The sequence below is a fragment of the Escherichia sp. MR genome (genome assembly GCF_005280595.1).
GTDB lineage: Bacteria > Pseudomonadota > Gammaproteobacteria > Enterobacterales > Enterobacteriaceae > Escherichia > Escherichia ruysiae.
This window is the reverse complement of the sequence record NZ_SZVK01000002.1, coordinates 60,142-74,823: the sequence shown is the minus strand read 5'-3', so window position 1 is coordinate 74,823 and position 14,682 is coordinate 60,142. Positions and strand designations below refer to the sequence as shown.

The following is a 14,682-nucleotide window of genomic DNA, read 5'->3' as shown; positions in this document are numbered from 1 at the left end:
TCAAAGTAATTTAAAGAGCTCCACAGCAGGTTCTGTCGGGACGCCCTGAACGAAGCATTCCACTCTGGCGGTTTTCAGATCGTTAAACGCCGCGATATCACCCGCATCTACAGAAACCGTTTTGGTGATTTGCTGCTTGCCATTGGTGTAATGCATATTGCCAACGTTAATGCGACTCACCGGGACACCACCTTTTACCAGCGTCAGGAAATCGGCTGGTGTTTTGCAAACCAGCAGGATTTTCTGCCGGTCAGCGGCGCGATGGATATTGTCGATCACTTTTTGCAACGACCAGAAACGCACGGCGATCCCTTCTGCCAGTACCATTTCCATCAGGTTTTGTTGTACCGGATCTTCAGCAACCTCATCATTGGCTACCAGAACCAGATTTGCCCCCGCAAATCCGACCCACTGAACGCCGACCTGACCGTGAATCAAGCGTTCATCAATCCGGCTTAAAACAATATTTGGCATAGCGTGTTCCTCTTGTTTTGGTTATTGGCCTCCACAGGCTGTGTGGTACTGCGCCAGGATGTCCTGAATATGGTTGATAATGAGCGCCCTCGGCGTTGGTTGTAGCTCGCCGGAGCGAACTTTGACGTATTGCAGCGGCAGATACTGGCTGATGAGCGGCAGCGGAATTGGGGCATCCGCCAGGTTACGAATCAGATGGGCGAAAGCGTTATCAATCTGGCTGTCCGGCCAGTAGTAGCGCACGCGATCTGAGTAGCTGTAACCGCGTGCCAGACGACGTGCGTTGCCGTCACCGTGGTAGTGGCTTTGCCAGTATTCCGGGCGATCGAGCATCACGTTTTCCAGTATCTGACGCAGACCGGAACAGGCTTTCGCTGGCACCAGCTCTTCTTCAATCGCCGCCAGAGAAAACAGGGCTTCACGCAGGGCGAAGGTCAGCGCCGGGCCAACTTTCAGAATGGCAAAGTGGTCGATTACCAACTGGCGCAGCGATTGCGGCGTTTGATAATCGGTAGAGTGAGCTTCGAAAATCAGCGTTTCATAGTGTTCAACCATCTGGCTTAAGGCGGTCGCTTTGGCTGGCTGATAATCAATAACGTTGGTGTGATCGAATTCGACGCCGGGTTGTACTACCAGGGCAATGATGCGTGGCCAGATGGCATTCAGACCCTGCTTTTCAAAAGCGTGACGATGAGCTTCCAGCGTGGCGCGGGCGGCATCCGGCGTGGTGACCGCCAGTTCGCTTAAGGTTTCATGAGCGCCGCCAGGCACCGGCACTTCAGTACCAATGACATACACCAGATCGGCTTCGCCAAAGTGTTCGCGGCAGGTTTCTTCCGCCACTTTCGCCAGACGGGCAGCGCGTTCAGCCACGATATCATCGGTTAAGGGAACCGGATCGCCCTGACAGGACATACTGCAATCAAGATGGATTTTTTTGAACCCCGCCGCGACGTAGCTTTTAATCAAATCATCGGCATTGGCCATCGCCTGAGCGGCAGGCAGATTCTGCCAGCGGTTTGGCCCCAGATGGTCACCGCCGAGAATCAACGCGTCTTGCGGGAAATTCAGCGAGTCGGCAAGCTGGCAAACAAAGCCGCGAAAATCGGCGGGCGTCATTCCGGTATATCCGCCGAACTGATCCACCTGATTGGAGGTTGCTTCAATCAGTAACGGCGTTTGGTTTGCGAAGGCGTAGTGGATGGCGGCTTCCAGTACCAGCGGATGCGCGGAGCAAACGGCATAAATCCCATTTGTTTTGCCCTCTTTGTGCTGTCTCACCATTTCTATCAGATATTTCACTTTCCTCTCCAGGCCAGATAACTGCCATTGCTGATCTTTCGTTTTGTTTCAGTTGATACTGCGTCATGGTGAGGTAAAAATAAAACGAAAGGTAATTGTTTTCTGATCTGATTCACAAAAGAAACATAATGAAAGTTTCTGAAACAGGAGTCGCTTGCGTCAACGGGCAAGGTGGGCTTGCATTTGCTTAATAGAACGGTATTAATAATAAAAACGAAATGAAACGAAAGCTTTACGAAAGGATTTTCTATGAGTAATACCGACGCATCAGGTGAGAAACGAGTGACTGGCACCAGCGAACGACGAGAGCAGATCATTCAGCGCCTGCGTCAGCAAGGGAGTGTGCAGGTTAACGATCTGTCAGCATTATTTGGCGTTTCTACCGTGACGATCCGCAATGATCTGGCGTTTCTGGAAAAACAGGGGATCGCCGTGCGTGCGTATGGTGGCGCGTTGATCTGCGATGGCACGACGCCGTCAGTTGAGCCTTCGGTGGAAGATAAAAGCGCGCTGAACACGGCGATGAAACGCAGCGTTGCGAAAGCTGCCGTTGAGTTGATTAAGCCAGGTCATCGGGTGATCCTCGACTCCGGGACCACCACCTTTGAGATTGCCCGTCTGATGCGCAAGCACACCGACGTAATTGCGATGACCAACGGTATGAACGTGGCCAATGCTTTGCTGGAAGCTGAAGGGGTGGAACTGCTGATGACCGGAGGGCATCTGCGCCGCCAGTCGCAATCTTTTTACGGCGATCAGGCTGAACAATCGCTGCAAAATTACCACTTCGATATGCTGTTTCTCGGCGTAGACGCTATCGATCTGGAGCGCGGCGTCAGCACGCACAATGAAGATGAAGCTCGTTTAAACCGCCGGATGTGCGAAGTTGCGGAACGGATCATCGTGGTCACCGATTCCAGTAAGTTCAACCGCTCCAGTTTACATAAGATCATCGATACTCAGCGGATCGATATGATCATTGTCGATGAAGGCATTCCTGCGGATAGTCTGGAAGGACTGCGAAAGGCTGGGGTTGAGGTGATTCTGGTCGGGGAGTGAGAAATGGTGCCCGCTGGTCAAAACGGATGCGTTCGGCGGGCATTGTGAACACCATCAATGGGTTTCTTCAGTCTCTCTGGTGAGGGTTTCCCAGTCGGCAGGAGGATGTCCTCTTTTTAACATTTTGCTGAATACGGTATAGGCATCTGTTTTTTTACCGTAGGTGCGCAGCGTGTTTTCATCGTTCATCCATCCCAGAATGATGACTTTCTCTTTTTCGCTGTAACGAAAGAAGAGACGATAACGACCAGCGCCAAATTTTACCCGTGACCAGTCTTTATTTTTCCCTGAGCCTAACGACTTGCCATGACGGAATGCCGGTGATGATGGATTGACCGTGATATGCTCCTCAATAACTTTATGTACTACTGCCAATAACTTTGTGGCGGCTTTTTTCTGATAATTTTCAGGATCTTTCCCCTTTAATGTCTCAACTTCGGCAACTAAAGCGTCGTAGGTTTCCTGAAAGCAGGGATGAGCATATAGCGCCCAACCATTAACCCTTTGTGGAAAATCCATTATTCGTCGTCGCCAATCTCATCATCAATGTTGACGTCCATGCCAGCGACAAGTCTCTTTCCTTGTTGAATTTCGAATGGACGAGTTTTTTGCGGGTTGTTCTGGATATCTGCATCCAGAAAACGCAAAAATGCATTCATAGTATGATCCTCCTGTTCATCTCCCACACGGCACATAAATACTTGCCCACCAGGCAGGATTTCGTAATGAATGCTGTCCAGGCCTGGCTTCAGTTTTAAGGCCTCACGCACTGGCGCGGGGATAGTTGTTTGTCCGCGTATCGTGACCTTTGATTCAGTGGTCAGTACAGCGTTAGAGCGAGCATTAGCGGGCATTGTTCACTGTCCTTTTACAGCCTTTTTTCTGCTCAAATTATAATCTTCAACTAAGGTAATGCAAATGCATTATTAATGGATGACGGGACTTGAAACAATAAAAACATGGCACTAAGGCCATGTTTTGCGAGGCGCGTTCCAAAAGAAATCAGGTCACCGGCGCCGGGTTAAACACCGCCAGTTGGTTATGCAGTCCCCATTGATCCGAGAAGGTTTTCTTCTTCCCGCTGGCGACATCGAGAATAAAGTGGAACAGCTTCCAGCCCACCTCTTCAATGGTCTCTTCGCCGGTGGCGATAGTGCCCGCATTAATATCCATCAAATCAAACCAGCGGTTCGCCAGTTCGGTGCGGGTCGCCATTTTAATGACCGGCACCGCCATCAAATCGTACGGTGTGCCGCGACCGGTCGTAAATACTTGCACGGTAATCCCTGAAGCCACCTGTTGGGTGCCACAGACGAAATCGCTGGCTGGCGTCGCGGCGTAAATTAATCCGCGTTTGGTCGGACGCTGACCGGGTGACAGCACTTCTACAATCGCGCTTTTACCTGATTTAGCAATGGAGCCGAGTGCCTTTTCCACCACGTTTGCCAGACCGCCTTTTTTGTTACCCGGCGAAGGGTTGGCGCTGCGGTCGGTTTTCCCCATATTGAGATAGTTGTCGTACCACTCCATCTCTTCCAGCAGGCGCTTGCCAACCTCTTCGTTAACAGCGCGCGGCATCAGCAGATGAATGGCGTCACGCACTTCCGTGACTTCTGAGAACATCACCGTTGCGCCGCAGCGCACCAGTAAATCAGATGCATAACCCACTGCCGGGTTTGCCGTTACACCAGAAAACGCATCGCTGCCGACGCACTGCATACCGACAACCAGTTCTGAAGCTGGACAGGTTTCTCGCTGCCGTTGATTTAATTTTTGCAGATGGCGCTCGGCAACTTGCAAAATATCCTCGACCATTGACTGAAAACCGACATGTTTTTCATCCTGCAAGCTGACAATACTGGCACTTTCCACTGGAATAGCCGGTACATCATCCGTGCCGATCAGCAGGCGCTCAGGTTGCAATTTCTCGCAACCCAGACCAATCACCATCACTTCACCGCCAAAGTTTTGGTTAAGCGAAATGTTGTGAATAGTACGAATAGGCACCACCGCCGCCGGAGCGTTAATCGCCACGCCACAACCGTACAGATGATTCAGCCCCACCACGCCATCGACGTTCGGGTATTTCGGCAGCAGGTCACGCTCAATGATTTTCACCACGTAATCCACCACGCCCGCCACACAGTGGACGCTGGTGGTGATGCCGAGCAGGTTTTTGGTTCCCACGCTGCCATCGGCATTGTGATAGCCTTCAAAGGTATAACCTTCAAGCGCCGGTAAGGGTTCCGGCACTTTAGTTGCCAGTGGCAGCGTGTGTAATGGCGGCGCTTCCGGCAGTACTACCATTGATTCGTCGATCCAACTTCCGCGTGGGATCGCGCGCACGGCGTAACCAATCACTTCGCCATAACGAATAATTTCACCATTAGCCGGAATGTCCAGCAATGCGACTTTATGCCCCTGGGGAATATGTTCAATTAATTCCAGCCCATCCGGAAAACGCGTTCCTGCTTTCAGGCCATTATCATTAACAATAATTGCCACATTATCTGTGTTGTGAACTTTTATATAAAACGCAGTCGGCGTTTCTTGTCTGATTTCGATGTTGGCCATTATCCCGTTTTCTCCGGTCGCTGGTAATAATAAATTTATGTTGATTGATTCTGATGACAGAAATAATTTTATCTGCGAGATGGAATAAGAGTGTCAGGAGATGAAAAGTCAGTATGTGATCAACATCACTAATTATCGTGATAGCAGGGTAACCGGGGCAGGCAAAGCGTAAATATGTGCATTGGCACGCAGCGTGATAGGCATATGCTCAAAATAATATTTATATCAGACAAACATAATGAGCATTTGCACAATGCCTATTGTTTCTGTGCTGATTATACTCATTGTCGAAAACGGATTTATTATTGTGCAGTGGCCAATATTCGTTAATAGAATATTTAATAAATAGCACTGACCTTTTTGCTATCGACTGAATATAAACATGATTAGTGGGATTGATGAATAAGGAACGCATGTGCCTTTTTAATCTTACTGCCTATTTTTATTGTCATCGAAGAGATTGCCCTCTTTCAATACTGCACCAGGAAGCCTGATTGGCGACATTAAACGTATGGAATTGCAGAAATAAGCAAAGGTATAAGCGATGAATAACGATATTTTCCCAAATAAGTTCAAAGCCGCGTTGGCAGCGAAACAGGTACAGATTGGCTGCTGGTCAGCACTTTCTAACCCAATTAGCACAGAAGTTCTTGGTTTAGCTGGCTTTGACTGGCTGGTGCTGGATGGCGAACATGCGCCAAACGATATCTCCACGTTCATTCCTCAGTTGATGGCTCTGAAGGGGAGCGTCAGCGCGCCAGTGGTGCGTGTACCGACCAACGAACCGGTGATCATCAAGCGTCTGCTGGATATCGGTTTTTATAACTTCCTGATCCCCTTTGTGGAAACGAAAGAAGAAGCGGTGCAGGCGGTGGCATCTACCCGTTATCCACCAGAAGGTATTCGCGGCGTCTCCGTTTCTCACCGCGCCAATATGTTTGGCACCGTGGCGGATTACTTCGCTCAGTCGAATAAGAACATCACCATTCTGGTGCAAATTGAAAGCCAGCAAGGCGTTGATAACGTTGATGCTATCGCCGCAACCGAAGGCGTGGACGGTATCTTCGTTGGCCCCAGCGATCTGGCAGCGGCATTAGGTCATCTCGGCAATGCGTCGCATCCGGATGTGCAAAAAGCGATTCAACATATTTTTAATCGCGCCAGAGCCAACGGCAAACCCTGCGGCATCCTCGCCCCTGTCGAAGCCGATGCGCGTCGTTATCTGGAATGGGGCGCTACGTTTGTGGCCGTTGGCAGCGATCTCGGCGTATTCCGTTCCGCCACGCAGAAACTGGCAGATACCTTTAAAAAATAACCACCACCGCAACAAGAGAGATGATTGATATGACTATGAAAGTTGGTTTTATTGGCCTGGGTATTATGGGTAAACCAATGAGTAAAAACCTCCTGAAAGCAGGTTACTCGCTGGTGGTTGCTGACCGTAACCCTGAAGCCATTGCTGAAGTGATTGCCGCAGGCGCAGAAACAGCGTCTACGGCTAAAACTATCGCTGAACAGTGCGACGTCATCATAACCATGCTGCCAAACTCCCCTCATGTGAAAGAGGTGGCGCTGGGTGAAAATGGCATCATTGAAGGCGCGAAGCCAGGTACGGTATTGATCGATATGAGTTCAATCGCTCCGCTGGCAAGCCGTGAAATCAGCGAAGCACTGAAAGCGAAAGGTATTGATATGCTGGACGCCCCGGTGAGCGGCGGTGAACCGAAAGCCATCGACGGTACGCTGTCAGTGATGGTGGGCGGCGACAAGGCTATTTTCGACAAATACTATGATTTGATGAAAGCGATGGCGGGTTCCGTGGTGCATACCGGGGAAATCGGTGCAGGTAACGTCACCAAACTGGCAAACCAGGTCATTGTGGCGCTGAATATTGCCGCGATGTCAGAAGCGTTAACGCTGGCAACCAAGGCGGGCGTTAACCCGGATCTGGTTTATCAGGCAATTCGCGGTGGACTGGCGGGCAGTACCGTTCTTGACGCCAAAGCGCCTATGGTCATGGACAGAAACTTCAAGCCAGGCTTCCGTATTGATCTGCATATTAAGGATCTGGCAAATGCGCTGGATACCTCCCACGGCGTTGGTGCGCAATTGCCGCTAACTGCTGCGGTTATGGAGATGATGCAGGCACTACGTGCCGATGGTTTGGGAACGGCGGATCATAGCGCCCTGGCGTGCTACTACGAAAAACTGGCGAAAGTCGAAGTTACTCGTTAATGACGTCGCGCCCGGATGGCGTATTGCAATCCGGGCCTGGAATCCAGGCCGAATAAGAGAAACGCCCTCCGGCGTCATGTGGTAACAGGCACAGGTATGAAAATCGTAATCGCCCCAGACTCTTATAAAGAAAGTTTATCTGCCAGCGAGGTTGCGCAGGCGATAGAAAAAGGATTTCGGGAAATTTTTCCTGATGCACAGTACGTTTCTGTTCCGGTTGCTGATGGCGGCGAAGGAACGGTGGAAGCGATGATTGCAGCTACCCAGGGTTCCGAACGTCACGCCTGGGTTACAGGGCCACTGGGCGAGAAGGTGAATGCCAGTTGGGGGATCTCTGGCGATGGTAAAACCGCGTTTATTGAAATGGCGGCGGCCAGTGGGCTGGCGTTAGTACCGTCGGAAAAGCGTGATCCGTTGGTGACGACTTCTCGCGGCACGGGAGAGTTAATTTTGCAGGCGCTGGAGAGTGGCGCGACCAGTATTATTATTGGCATCGGCGGTAGTGCCACCAACGACGGCGGTGCGGGGATGATGCAGGCGCTGGGGGCGAAGTTAAGCGATGTCAACGGTAATGAAATCGGTTTTGGCGGCGGCAGTCTTAATACCCTGAATGATATTGATATCTCCGGCCTCGATCCGCGTTTAAAAGATTGCGCTATTCGCGTCGCCTGCGATGTCACTAATCCACTGGTGGGCGATAACGGCGCTTCACGTATCTTTGGCCCGCAAAAAGGGGCTAATGAAGATACGATTATCGAACTGGACAAGAATCTCTCTCACTATGCTGATGTCATCAAAAAATCGCTGCATGTTGATGTGAAATACGTCCCCGGTGCAGGGGCTGCAGGCGGTATGGGGGCGGCGCTAATGGCGTTTCTTGGCGCAGAGCTAAAGAGCGGCATTGAGATTGTGACGACGGCGCTCAATCTGGAAGAACATATTTATGATTGCTCGTTGGTGATCACCGGAGAAGGCCGCATTGATAGCCAGAGCATTCACGGTAAAGTGCCGATTGGCGTAGCGAACGTCGCGAAGAAATACAATAAACCGGTAATTGGTATTGCGGGTAGTCTGACGAAGGATGTCGGCGTTGTGCATCAGCATGGCATCGATGCTGTATTCAGCGTGTTGAACAGTATTGTTACGCTGAATGAAGCTTTCAGTGGGGCTTATGACAATATTTACCGTGCTTCACGCAATATCGCCGCGACGCTGGCGATTGGAATGCGTAACGCGGGGTGACAAGGGCGCGCAAACCCTCTATACTTCGCGCCGAAGCTGACCAGACAGTCGCCGCTTCGTCGTCGTCCTCTTCGGGGGAGACGGGCGGAGGGGAGGAAAGTCCGGGCTCCATAGGGCAGGGTGCCAGGTAACGCCTGGGGGGGAAACCCACGACCAGTGCAACAGAGAGCAAACCGCCGATGGCTCACGCAAGTGGGATCAGGTAAGGGTGAAAGGGTGCGGTAAGAGCGCACCGCGCGGCTGGTAACAGTCCGTGGCACGGTAAACTCCACCCGGAGCAAGGCCAAATAGGGGTTCATAAGGTACGGCCCGTACTGAACCCGGGTAGGCTGCTTGAGCCAGTGAGCGATTGCTGGCCTAGATGAATGACTGTCCACGACAGAACCCGGCTTATCGGTCAGTTTCACCTCTTCAACAGAAACCCGCCAGTGCAAAACTGGCGGGTTTTTGCTTTTGAAGCAGGCAGTAAGATGAATGACTGCCCACGACGCTATACCCAAAAGGAAGCCCAATATAAACACTCTTTTTAGTCACCCTGTGCTCTCTTCTGATAGCTTACTTCGAATGGCAATTATTAGTTTTGTGATCCTCAACACAAAATGCTGTTCCGCAACTGGAATGCAAGAATAAATCATGGAAAACGATTGCATTCACAAAATGACGTTCTGCAAAAGAGACAATGAATGACGTTAATCAATTGTTCGAGATGATCAATATCTGTATTCGAGATTTTAAAATATTGATAAAATAAATGTTCTATCTCCAACAAATAGCGCAAAAAAATGTGATGTACCGCATTATTTATCTGTGGAAATGATTTATTTATAATAAAATTTGATAACTTGCTAATTAAATTTAACTTAAAAGTCGTCTGCGAAATACACGATAATTGCTTGAAATATCGTCTAAGAGCATTTTTTAATAACAAAAATTAAGTGTGTCGTTATCGCCATAAAATATGGTTATCCCCCCTTGTTTTTTTGATAAAAGTCAGCCTTTGTGTTGATTTTATTTATCTAACCCATTGATATTAAATGATTATATGCCTTTAAGGATATGCCTGGAAAACTAATGAAAGTTAATTTGTGAGTGGTCGCACATATCCTATTCATTGCATTTTGATACACTTCATACCGTCAATGAGGTAATTAACGCGGGTTGTTATGAGCACTATTCTTCTTCCTAAAACGCAACACCTGGTAGTCTTTCAGGAAGTCATTAGAAGTGGCTCTATTGGCTCGGCTGCAAAAGAATTAGGGTTAACTCAACCAGCGGTCAGTAAAATCATTAACGATATCGAAGATTATTTTGGCGTGGAATTAGTGGTGCGGAAAAATACCGGTGTAACGCTGACGCCAGCGGGTCAATTGTTGCTCTCACGCTCCGAATCCATTACCCGCGAAATGAAAAATATGGTTAATGAGATTAGCGGTATGTCCTCTGATGCAGTCGTGGAGGTTTCATTTGGTTTTCCATCGCTGATCGGCTTTACCTTTATGTCCGGGATGATCAACAAATTCAAAGAGGTGTTCCCGAAAGCGCAGGTCTCAATGTATGAAGCGCAATTGTCCTCGTTCTTACCGGCTATCCGCGACGGGCGTCTGGATTTTGCGATAGGTACGTTAAGTGCAGAAATGAAGCTTCAGGATTTGCATGTCGAGCCGCTGTTCGAGTCAGAGTTCGTACTGGTTGCCAGTAAGTCCCGAACATCCACCGGCACCACCACGCTGGAGTCTTTGAAAAACGAACAGTGGGTGTTGCCGCAAACGAATATGGGATACTACAGCGAACTACTCACCACGTTACAAAGAAATGGCATCAGTATTGAAAACATTGTTAAAACCGACTCAGTCGTGACAATTTATAATCTTGTTCTCAATGCTGATTTCTTAACCGTGATTCCCTGCGATATGACTTCACCTTTTGGTTCTAATCAATTTATTACCATTCCGGTTGAGGAAACATTACCGGTAGCGCAATATGCCGCAGTATGGTCGAAAAATTATCGTATTAAAAAAGCAGCATCGGTTTTGGTGGAATTAGCCAAAGAATATTCATCTTATAATGGGTGTAGACGAAAGCAATTAATAGAATCTTGTTAGTTATTTGTTTTTTTATTTAAACATAAATAATCCACCTGCCTTTTTGCAGGTGCTGGTTACGGTTACCTACATATTTAATTCAGGCTAAGAGGTTTTATAATGCATATTACATACGATCTGCCGGTTGCTATTGATGACATTATTGAAGCAAAACAACGTCTGGCTGGGCGAATTTATAAAACAGGCATGCCTCGATCTAACTATTTTAGCGAACGTTGCAAAGGTGAAATATTCCTTAAGTTTGAAAACATGCAGCGTACCGGGTCATTTAAAATTCGTGGCGCATTTAATAAATTAAGCTCCTTAACTGATGCTGAGAGACGTAAAGGTGTAGTGGCCTGTTCAGCAGGGAACCACGCGCAAGGGGTTTCGCTCTCCTGTGCGATGTTGGGGATTGATGGTAAAGTTGTAATGCCGAAAGGCGCGCCAAAATCCAAAGTTGCGGCAACGTGTGACTACTCTGCTGAAGTGGTACTGCACGGCGATAACTTCAACGACACCATCGCCAAAGTGAGCGAAATTGTCGAAACGGAAGGTCGCATCTTTATTCCACCTTATGATGATCCGAAAGTGATTGCCGGTCAGGGAACCATTGGGCTGGAAATTATGGAAGATCTTTATGATGTCGATAACGTCATTGTGCCAATTGGCGGTGGCGGTTTAATTGCCGGTATTGCGGTGGCAATTAAATCTATTAACCCGACCATTCGTGTTATTGGTGTGCAGTCAGAAAACGTTCACGGCATGGCGGCTTCTTTCCACTCCGGAGAAATAACCACGCACCGAACTACCGGCACCCTGGCGGATGGTTGTGATGTCGCCCGCCCGGGTAATTTAACTTACGAAATCGTTCGTGAATTAGTCGATGACATCGTGCTGGTTAGTGAAGACGAAATCAGAAACAGTATGATTGCCTTAATTCAGCGTAATAAAGTCGTTACCGAAGGTGCAGGCGCTTTGGCATGTGCTGCATTATTAAGCGGTAAATTAGACCAATATATTCAAAACAGAAAAACCGTCAGTATTATTTCTGGCGGTAATATCGATCTTTCTCGCGTCTCTCAAATCACCGGTTTCGTTGACGCTTAATTAATTCGTTGAGGATAGGATATGAGTACTTCAGATAGCATTGTATCCAGCCAGACAAAACAATCGTCCTGGCGTAAATCAGATACCACATGGACGTTAGGCTTGTTTGGTACGGCAATCGGCGCCGGGGTGCTGTTCTTCCCTATCCGCGCAGGTTTTGGCGGACTGATCCCGATTCTTCTGATGTTGGTATTGGCATACCCGATTGCGTTTTATTGCCACCGGGCGCTGGCGCGTCTGTGTCTCTCTGGCTCTAACCCTTCCGGCAACATTACGGAAACGGTAGAAGAGCATTTTGGTAAAACCGGCGGTGTGGTCATCACGTTCCTGTATTTCTTCGCGATTTGCCCACTGTTGTGGATTTATGGCGTTACCATTACCAACACCTTTATGACCTTCTGGGAAAACCAGCTCGGTTTTGCGCCGCTGAATCGTGGCTTCGTGGCGCTGTTCCTGCTGCTGCTGATGGCGTTCGTCATTTGGTTTGGTAAAGATCTGATGGTTAAAGTGATGAGCTACCTGGTATGGCCTTTTATCGCCAGCCTGGTGCTGATTTCTCTGTCGCTGATCCCTTACTGGAACTCTGCGGTTATCGATCAAGTTGACCTTGGTGCGCTGTCGTTAACAGGTCATGACGGTATCCTGATCACCGTCTGGCTGGGGATTTCCATCATGGTTTTCTCCTTTAACTTCTCACCAATCGTCTCTTCTTTCGTCGTTTCTAAGCGTGAAGAGTATGAGAAAGACTTTGGTCGCGACTTCACTGAGCAGAAATGTTCACAAATCATCTCTCGCGCCAGTATGCTGATGGTTGCAGTGGTCATGTTCTTTGCCTTCAGCTGCCTGTTTACGCTGTCTCCGGCGAACATGGCGGAAGCAAAAGCGCAGAATATTCCGGTGCTTTCTTACCTGGCTAACCACTTTGCATCCATGACCGGCACCAAAACGACGTTCGCTATTATTCTGGAATATGCGGCGTCCATCATCGCGCTGGTTGCTATCTTCAAATCTTTCTTCGGTCACTATCTGGGGACGCTGGAAGGTCTGAACGGTCTGATTCTGAAGTTCGGTTATAAAGGCGACAAAACCAAAGTGTCGCTGGGTAAACTGAATACTCTCAGCATGATCTTCATCATGGGTTCAACCTGGGTTGTTGCCTACGCCAACCCGAACATCCTGGATCTGATTGAAGCCATGGGCGCACCGATTATCGCATCCCTGCTGTGCCTGTTGCCGATGTACGCCATCCGTAAGGCGCCGTCTCTGGCGAAATACCGTGGTCGTCTGGATAACGTGTTTGTTACTGTGATTGGTCTGCTGACCATCCTGAACATCGTATACAAACTGTTTTAATCCATAACTCAGGATGAGAAAAGAGATGAATGAATTTCCGGTTGTTTTGGTTATTAACTGTGGTTCGTCTTCGATTAAGTTTTCCGTGCTCGATACCTGTGACTGTGAAGTATTAATGTCAGGTATTGCCGATGGTATTAACTCGGAAAATGCATTCTTATCCGTAAATGGGGGAGAGCCAGCACCGCTGGCTCACCACAGCTACGAAGGTGCATTGAAGGCAATCGCATTTGAACTGGAAAAACGGAATTTAAATGACAGTGTGGCCTTAATTGGCCACCGCATCGCCCACGGCGGCAGTATTTTTACCGAGTCCGCTATTATTACCGATGAGGTCATTGATAATATCCGCCGCGTTTCTCCACTGGCGCCGCTGCATAATTACGCCAATTTAAGTGGCATTGAATCGGCGCAGCAATTATTTCCTGGCGTAACTCAGGTGGCGGTATTTGATACCAGTTTCCACCAGACGATGGCTCCAGAGGCTTATTTATACGGCCTGCCGTGGAAATATTATGAAGAGTTAGGTGTGCGCCGTTATGGTTTCCACGGAACCTCGCACCGCTATGTTTCCCAGCGCGCCCATTCGCTGCTGGACCTTGTGGAAGATGACTCCGGGCTGGTTGTGGCGCATCTTGGCAATGGCGCGTCAATCTGCGCGGTTCGTAACGGTCAGAGCGTAGATACTTCAATGGGAATGACGCCGCTGGAAGGCTTGATGATGGGGACGCGCAGTGGTGATGTCGACTTCGGCGCGATGTCCTGGGTTGCCAGTCAAACCAATCAGAGCCTGGGTGACCTGGAACGCATAGTGAATAAAGAGTCGGGATTATTAGGTATTTCCGGTCTTTCTTCCGACCTGCGCGTACTGGAAAAAGCCTGGCATGAAGGACACGAGCGCGCACAACTGGCAATTAAAACTTTTGTTCATCGAATTGCCCGTCATATTGCCGGACACGCTGCCTCATTACATCGTCTGGATGGCATTATATTTACCGGCGGAATAGGCGAAAACTCAATTTTAATTCGTCGTCTGGTCATGGAACATTTAGCCGTATTAGGCGTTGAGATTGATGTGGAAATGAATAATCAATCTAATTCCTACGGTGAACGTATTATTTCCAGTGAAAATGCGCGCGTAATTTGCGCCGTTATTCCGACTAATGAAGAAAAAATGATTGCCTTAGATGCAATTCATTTAGGCAAAGTTAACGCTCCCGCAGAATTTGCATAATTTAGTTGAAGTCTTGTA

At 48.8% G+C, this 14,682-nt stretch carries 14 protein-coding genes and 1 other RNA gene; 9 read left to right on the top strand and 6 right to left on the bottom strand.

Features of this window, described 5'->3' with window-relative positions; translation table 11 throughout:
- Together agaV and kbaZ are read right to left on the bottom strand one after the other, a co-directional pair.
- Positions 1-474, bottom strand: coding sequence for a PTS N-acetylgalactosamine transporter subunit IIB (gene agaV / locus FC814_RS01425; protein WP_001132990.1), 474 nt, complete (start codon positions 472-474; stop codon positions 1-3).
- 21 nt (positions 475-495) lie between these two features.
- Positions 496-1,776: a tagatose-bisphosphate aldolase subunit KbaZ gene (kbaZ, locus tag FC814_RS01420; RefSeq protein ID WP_000876164.1), complete on the bottom strand. Its 1,281-nt coding sequence runs from the start codon at positions 1,774-1,776 to the stop codon at positions 496-498.
- Positions 1,777-2,025: 249 nt separating this feature from the next.
- Between kbaZ and agaR the strand changes: the two genes are divergently transcribed.
- The gene (agaR, locus tag FC814_RS01415) at positions 2,026-2,835 is read left to right on the top strand and encodes an aga operon transcriptional regulator AgaR (RefSeq protein WP_105280836.1); all 810 of its coding nucleotides are present in this window, start codon (positions 2,026-2,028) and stop codon (positions 2,833-2,835) included.
- Between the two features lie 54 nt (positions 2,836-2,889).
- On the opposite strand, the gene yhaV is transcribed toward agaR, so the two are convergent.
- The 3 genes from yhaV to garD all read right to left on the bottom strand — a co-directional run bounded on the left by yhaV (position 2,890) and on the right by garD (position 5,409).
- Positions 2,890-3,354 carry a type II toxin-antitoxin system ribonuclease toxin YhaV gene (gene yhaV, locus FC814_RS01410; protein WP_032221941.1) on the bottom strand — a complete coding sequence of 155 codons (465 nt, stop codon included), beginning with the start codon at positions 3,352-3,354 and terminating at the stop codon, positions 2,890-2,892.
- The gene (prlF, locus tag FC814_RS01405) at positions 3,354-3,689 is read right to left on the bottom strand and encodes a type II toxin-antitoxin system antitoxin PrlF (RefSeq protein ID WP_016159726.1); all 336 of its coding nucleotides are present in this window, start codon (positions 3,687-3,689) and stop codon (positions 3,354-3,356) included. Before prlF ends, yhaV begins: the two co-directional genes overlap by 1 nt.
- Before the next feature lie 148 nt (positions 3,690-3,837).
- On the bottom strand, positions 3,838-5,409 hold the full coding sequence (gene garD / locus FC814_RS01400; RefSeq protein WP_137325406.1) for a galactarate dehydratase: 1,572 nt from the start codon (positions 5,407-5,409) through the stop codon (positions 3,838-3,840).
- Between the two features lie 544 nt (positions 5,410-5,953).
- Here garD and garL point away from each other — a divergent pair.
- The 4 genes from garL (at position 5,954) to rnpB (ending at position 9,295) form a co-directional block, all read left to right on the top strand.
- Positions 5,954-6,724, top strand: a complete 771-nt coding sequence (garL, locus tag FC814_RS01395) for a 2-dehydro-3-deoxyglucarate aldolase (protein ID WP_032226361.1) — start codon at positions 5,954-5,956, stop codon at positions 6,722-6,724.
- Positions 6,725-6,753: 29 nt separating this feature from the next.
- Positions 6,754-7,644, top strand: coding sequence for a 2-hydroxy-3-oxopropionate reductase (gene garR, locus FC814_RS01390; RefSeq protein WP_024165151.1), 891 nt, complete (start codon positions 6,754-6,756; stop codon positions 7,642-7,644).
- A 96-nt stretch (positions 7,645-7,740) separates the two neighbouring features.
- Positions 7,741-8,886: a glycerate 2-kinase gene (gene garK, locus FC814_RS01385; RefSeq protein ID WP_137325405.1), complete on the top strand. Its 1,146-nt coding sequence runs from the start codon at positions 7,741-7,743 to the stop codon at positions 8,884-8,886.
- A 32-nt stretch (positions 8,887-8,918) separates the two neighbouring features.
- An RNA gene (rnpB, locus tag FC814_RS01380) (RNase P RNA component class A) lies at positions 8,919-9,295 on the top strand.
- Positions 9,296-9,517: 222 nt separating this feature from the next.
- On the opposite strand, the gene tdcR is transcribed toward rnpB, so the two are convergent.
- Positions 9,518-9,736, bottom strand: coding sequence for a transcriptional activator TdcR (gene tdcR, locus FC814_RS01375; RefSeq protein WP_038808901.1), 219 nt, complete (start codon positions 9,734-9,736; stop codon positions 9,518-9,520).
- Between the two features lie 313 nt (positions 9,737-10,049).
- Between tdcR and tdcA the strand changes: the two genes are divergently transcribed.
- From tdcA to tdcD, 4 genes are all read left to right on the top strand, one after another.
- Positions 10,050-10,988, top strand: a complete 939-nt coding sequence (gene tdcA / locus FC814_RS01370; protein WP_000104199.1) for a transcriptional regulator TdcA — start codon at positions 10,050-10,052, stop codon at positions 10,986-10,988.
- 99 nt (positions 10,989-11,087) lie between these two features.
- Entirely contained in the window at positions 11,088-12,077 is a 990-nt protein-coding gene (gene tdcB, locus FC814_RS01365; RefSeq protein ID WP_032226359.1) for a bifunctional threonine ammonia-lyase/L-serine ammonia-lyase TdcB, read from the top strand.
- 21 nt (positions 12,078-12,098) lie between these two features.
- Entirely contained in the window at positions 12,099-13,430 is a 1,332-nt protein-coding gene (tdcC, locus tag FC814_RS01360; protein ID WP_000107715.1) for a threonine/serine transporter TdcC, read from the top strand.
- Positions 13,431-13,455: 25 nt separating this feature from the next.
- Positions 13,456-14,664, top strand: a complete 1,209-nt coding sequence (tdcD, locus tag FC814_RS01355; RefSeq protein WP_024212441.1) for a propionate kinase — start codon at positions 13,456-13,458, stop codon at positions 14,662-14,664.
- The last annotated feature ends 18 nt before the right edge of the window (positions 14,665-14,682 follow it).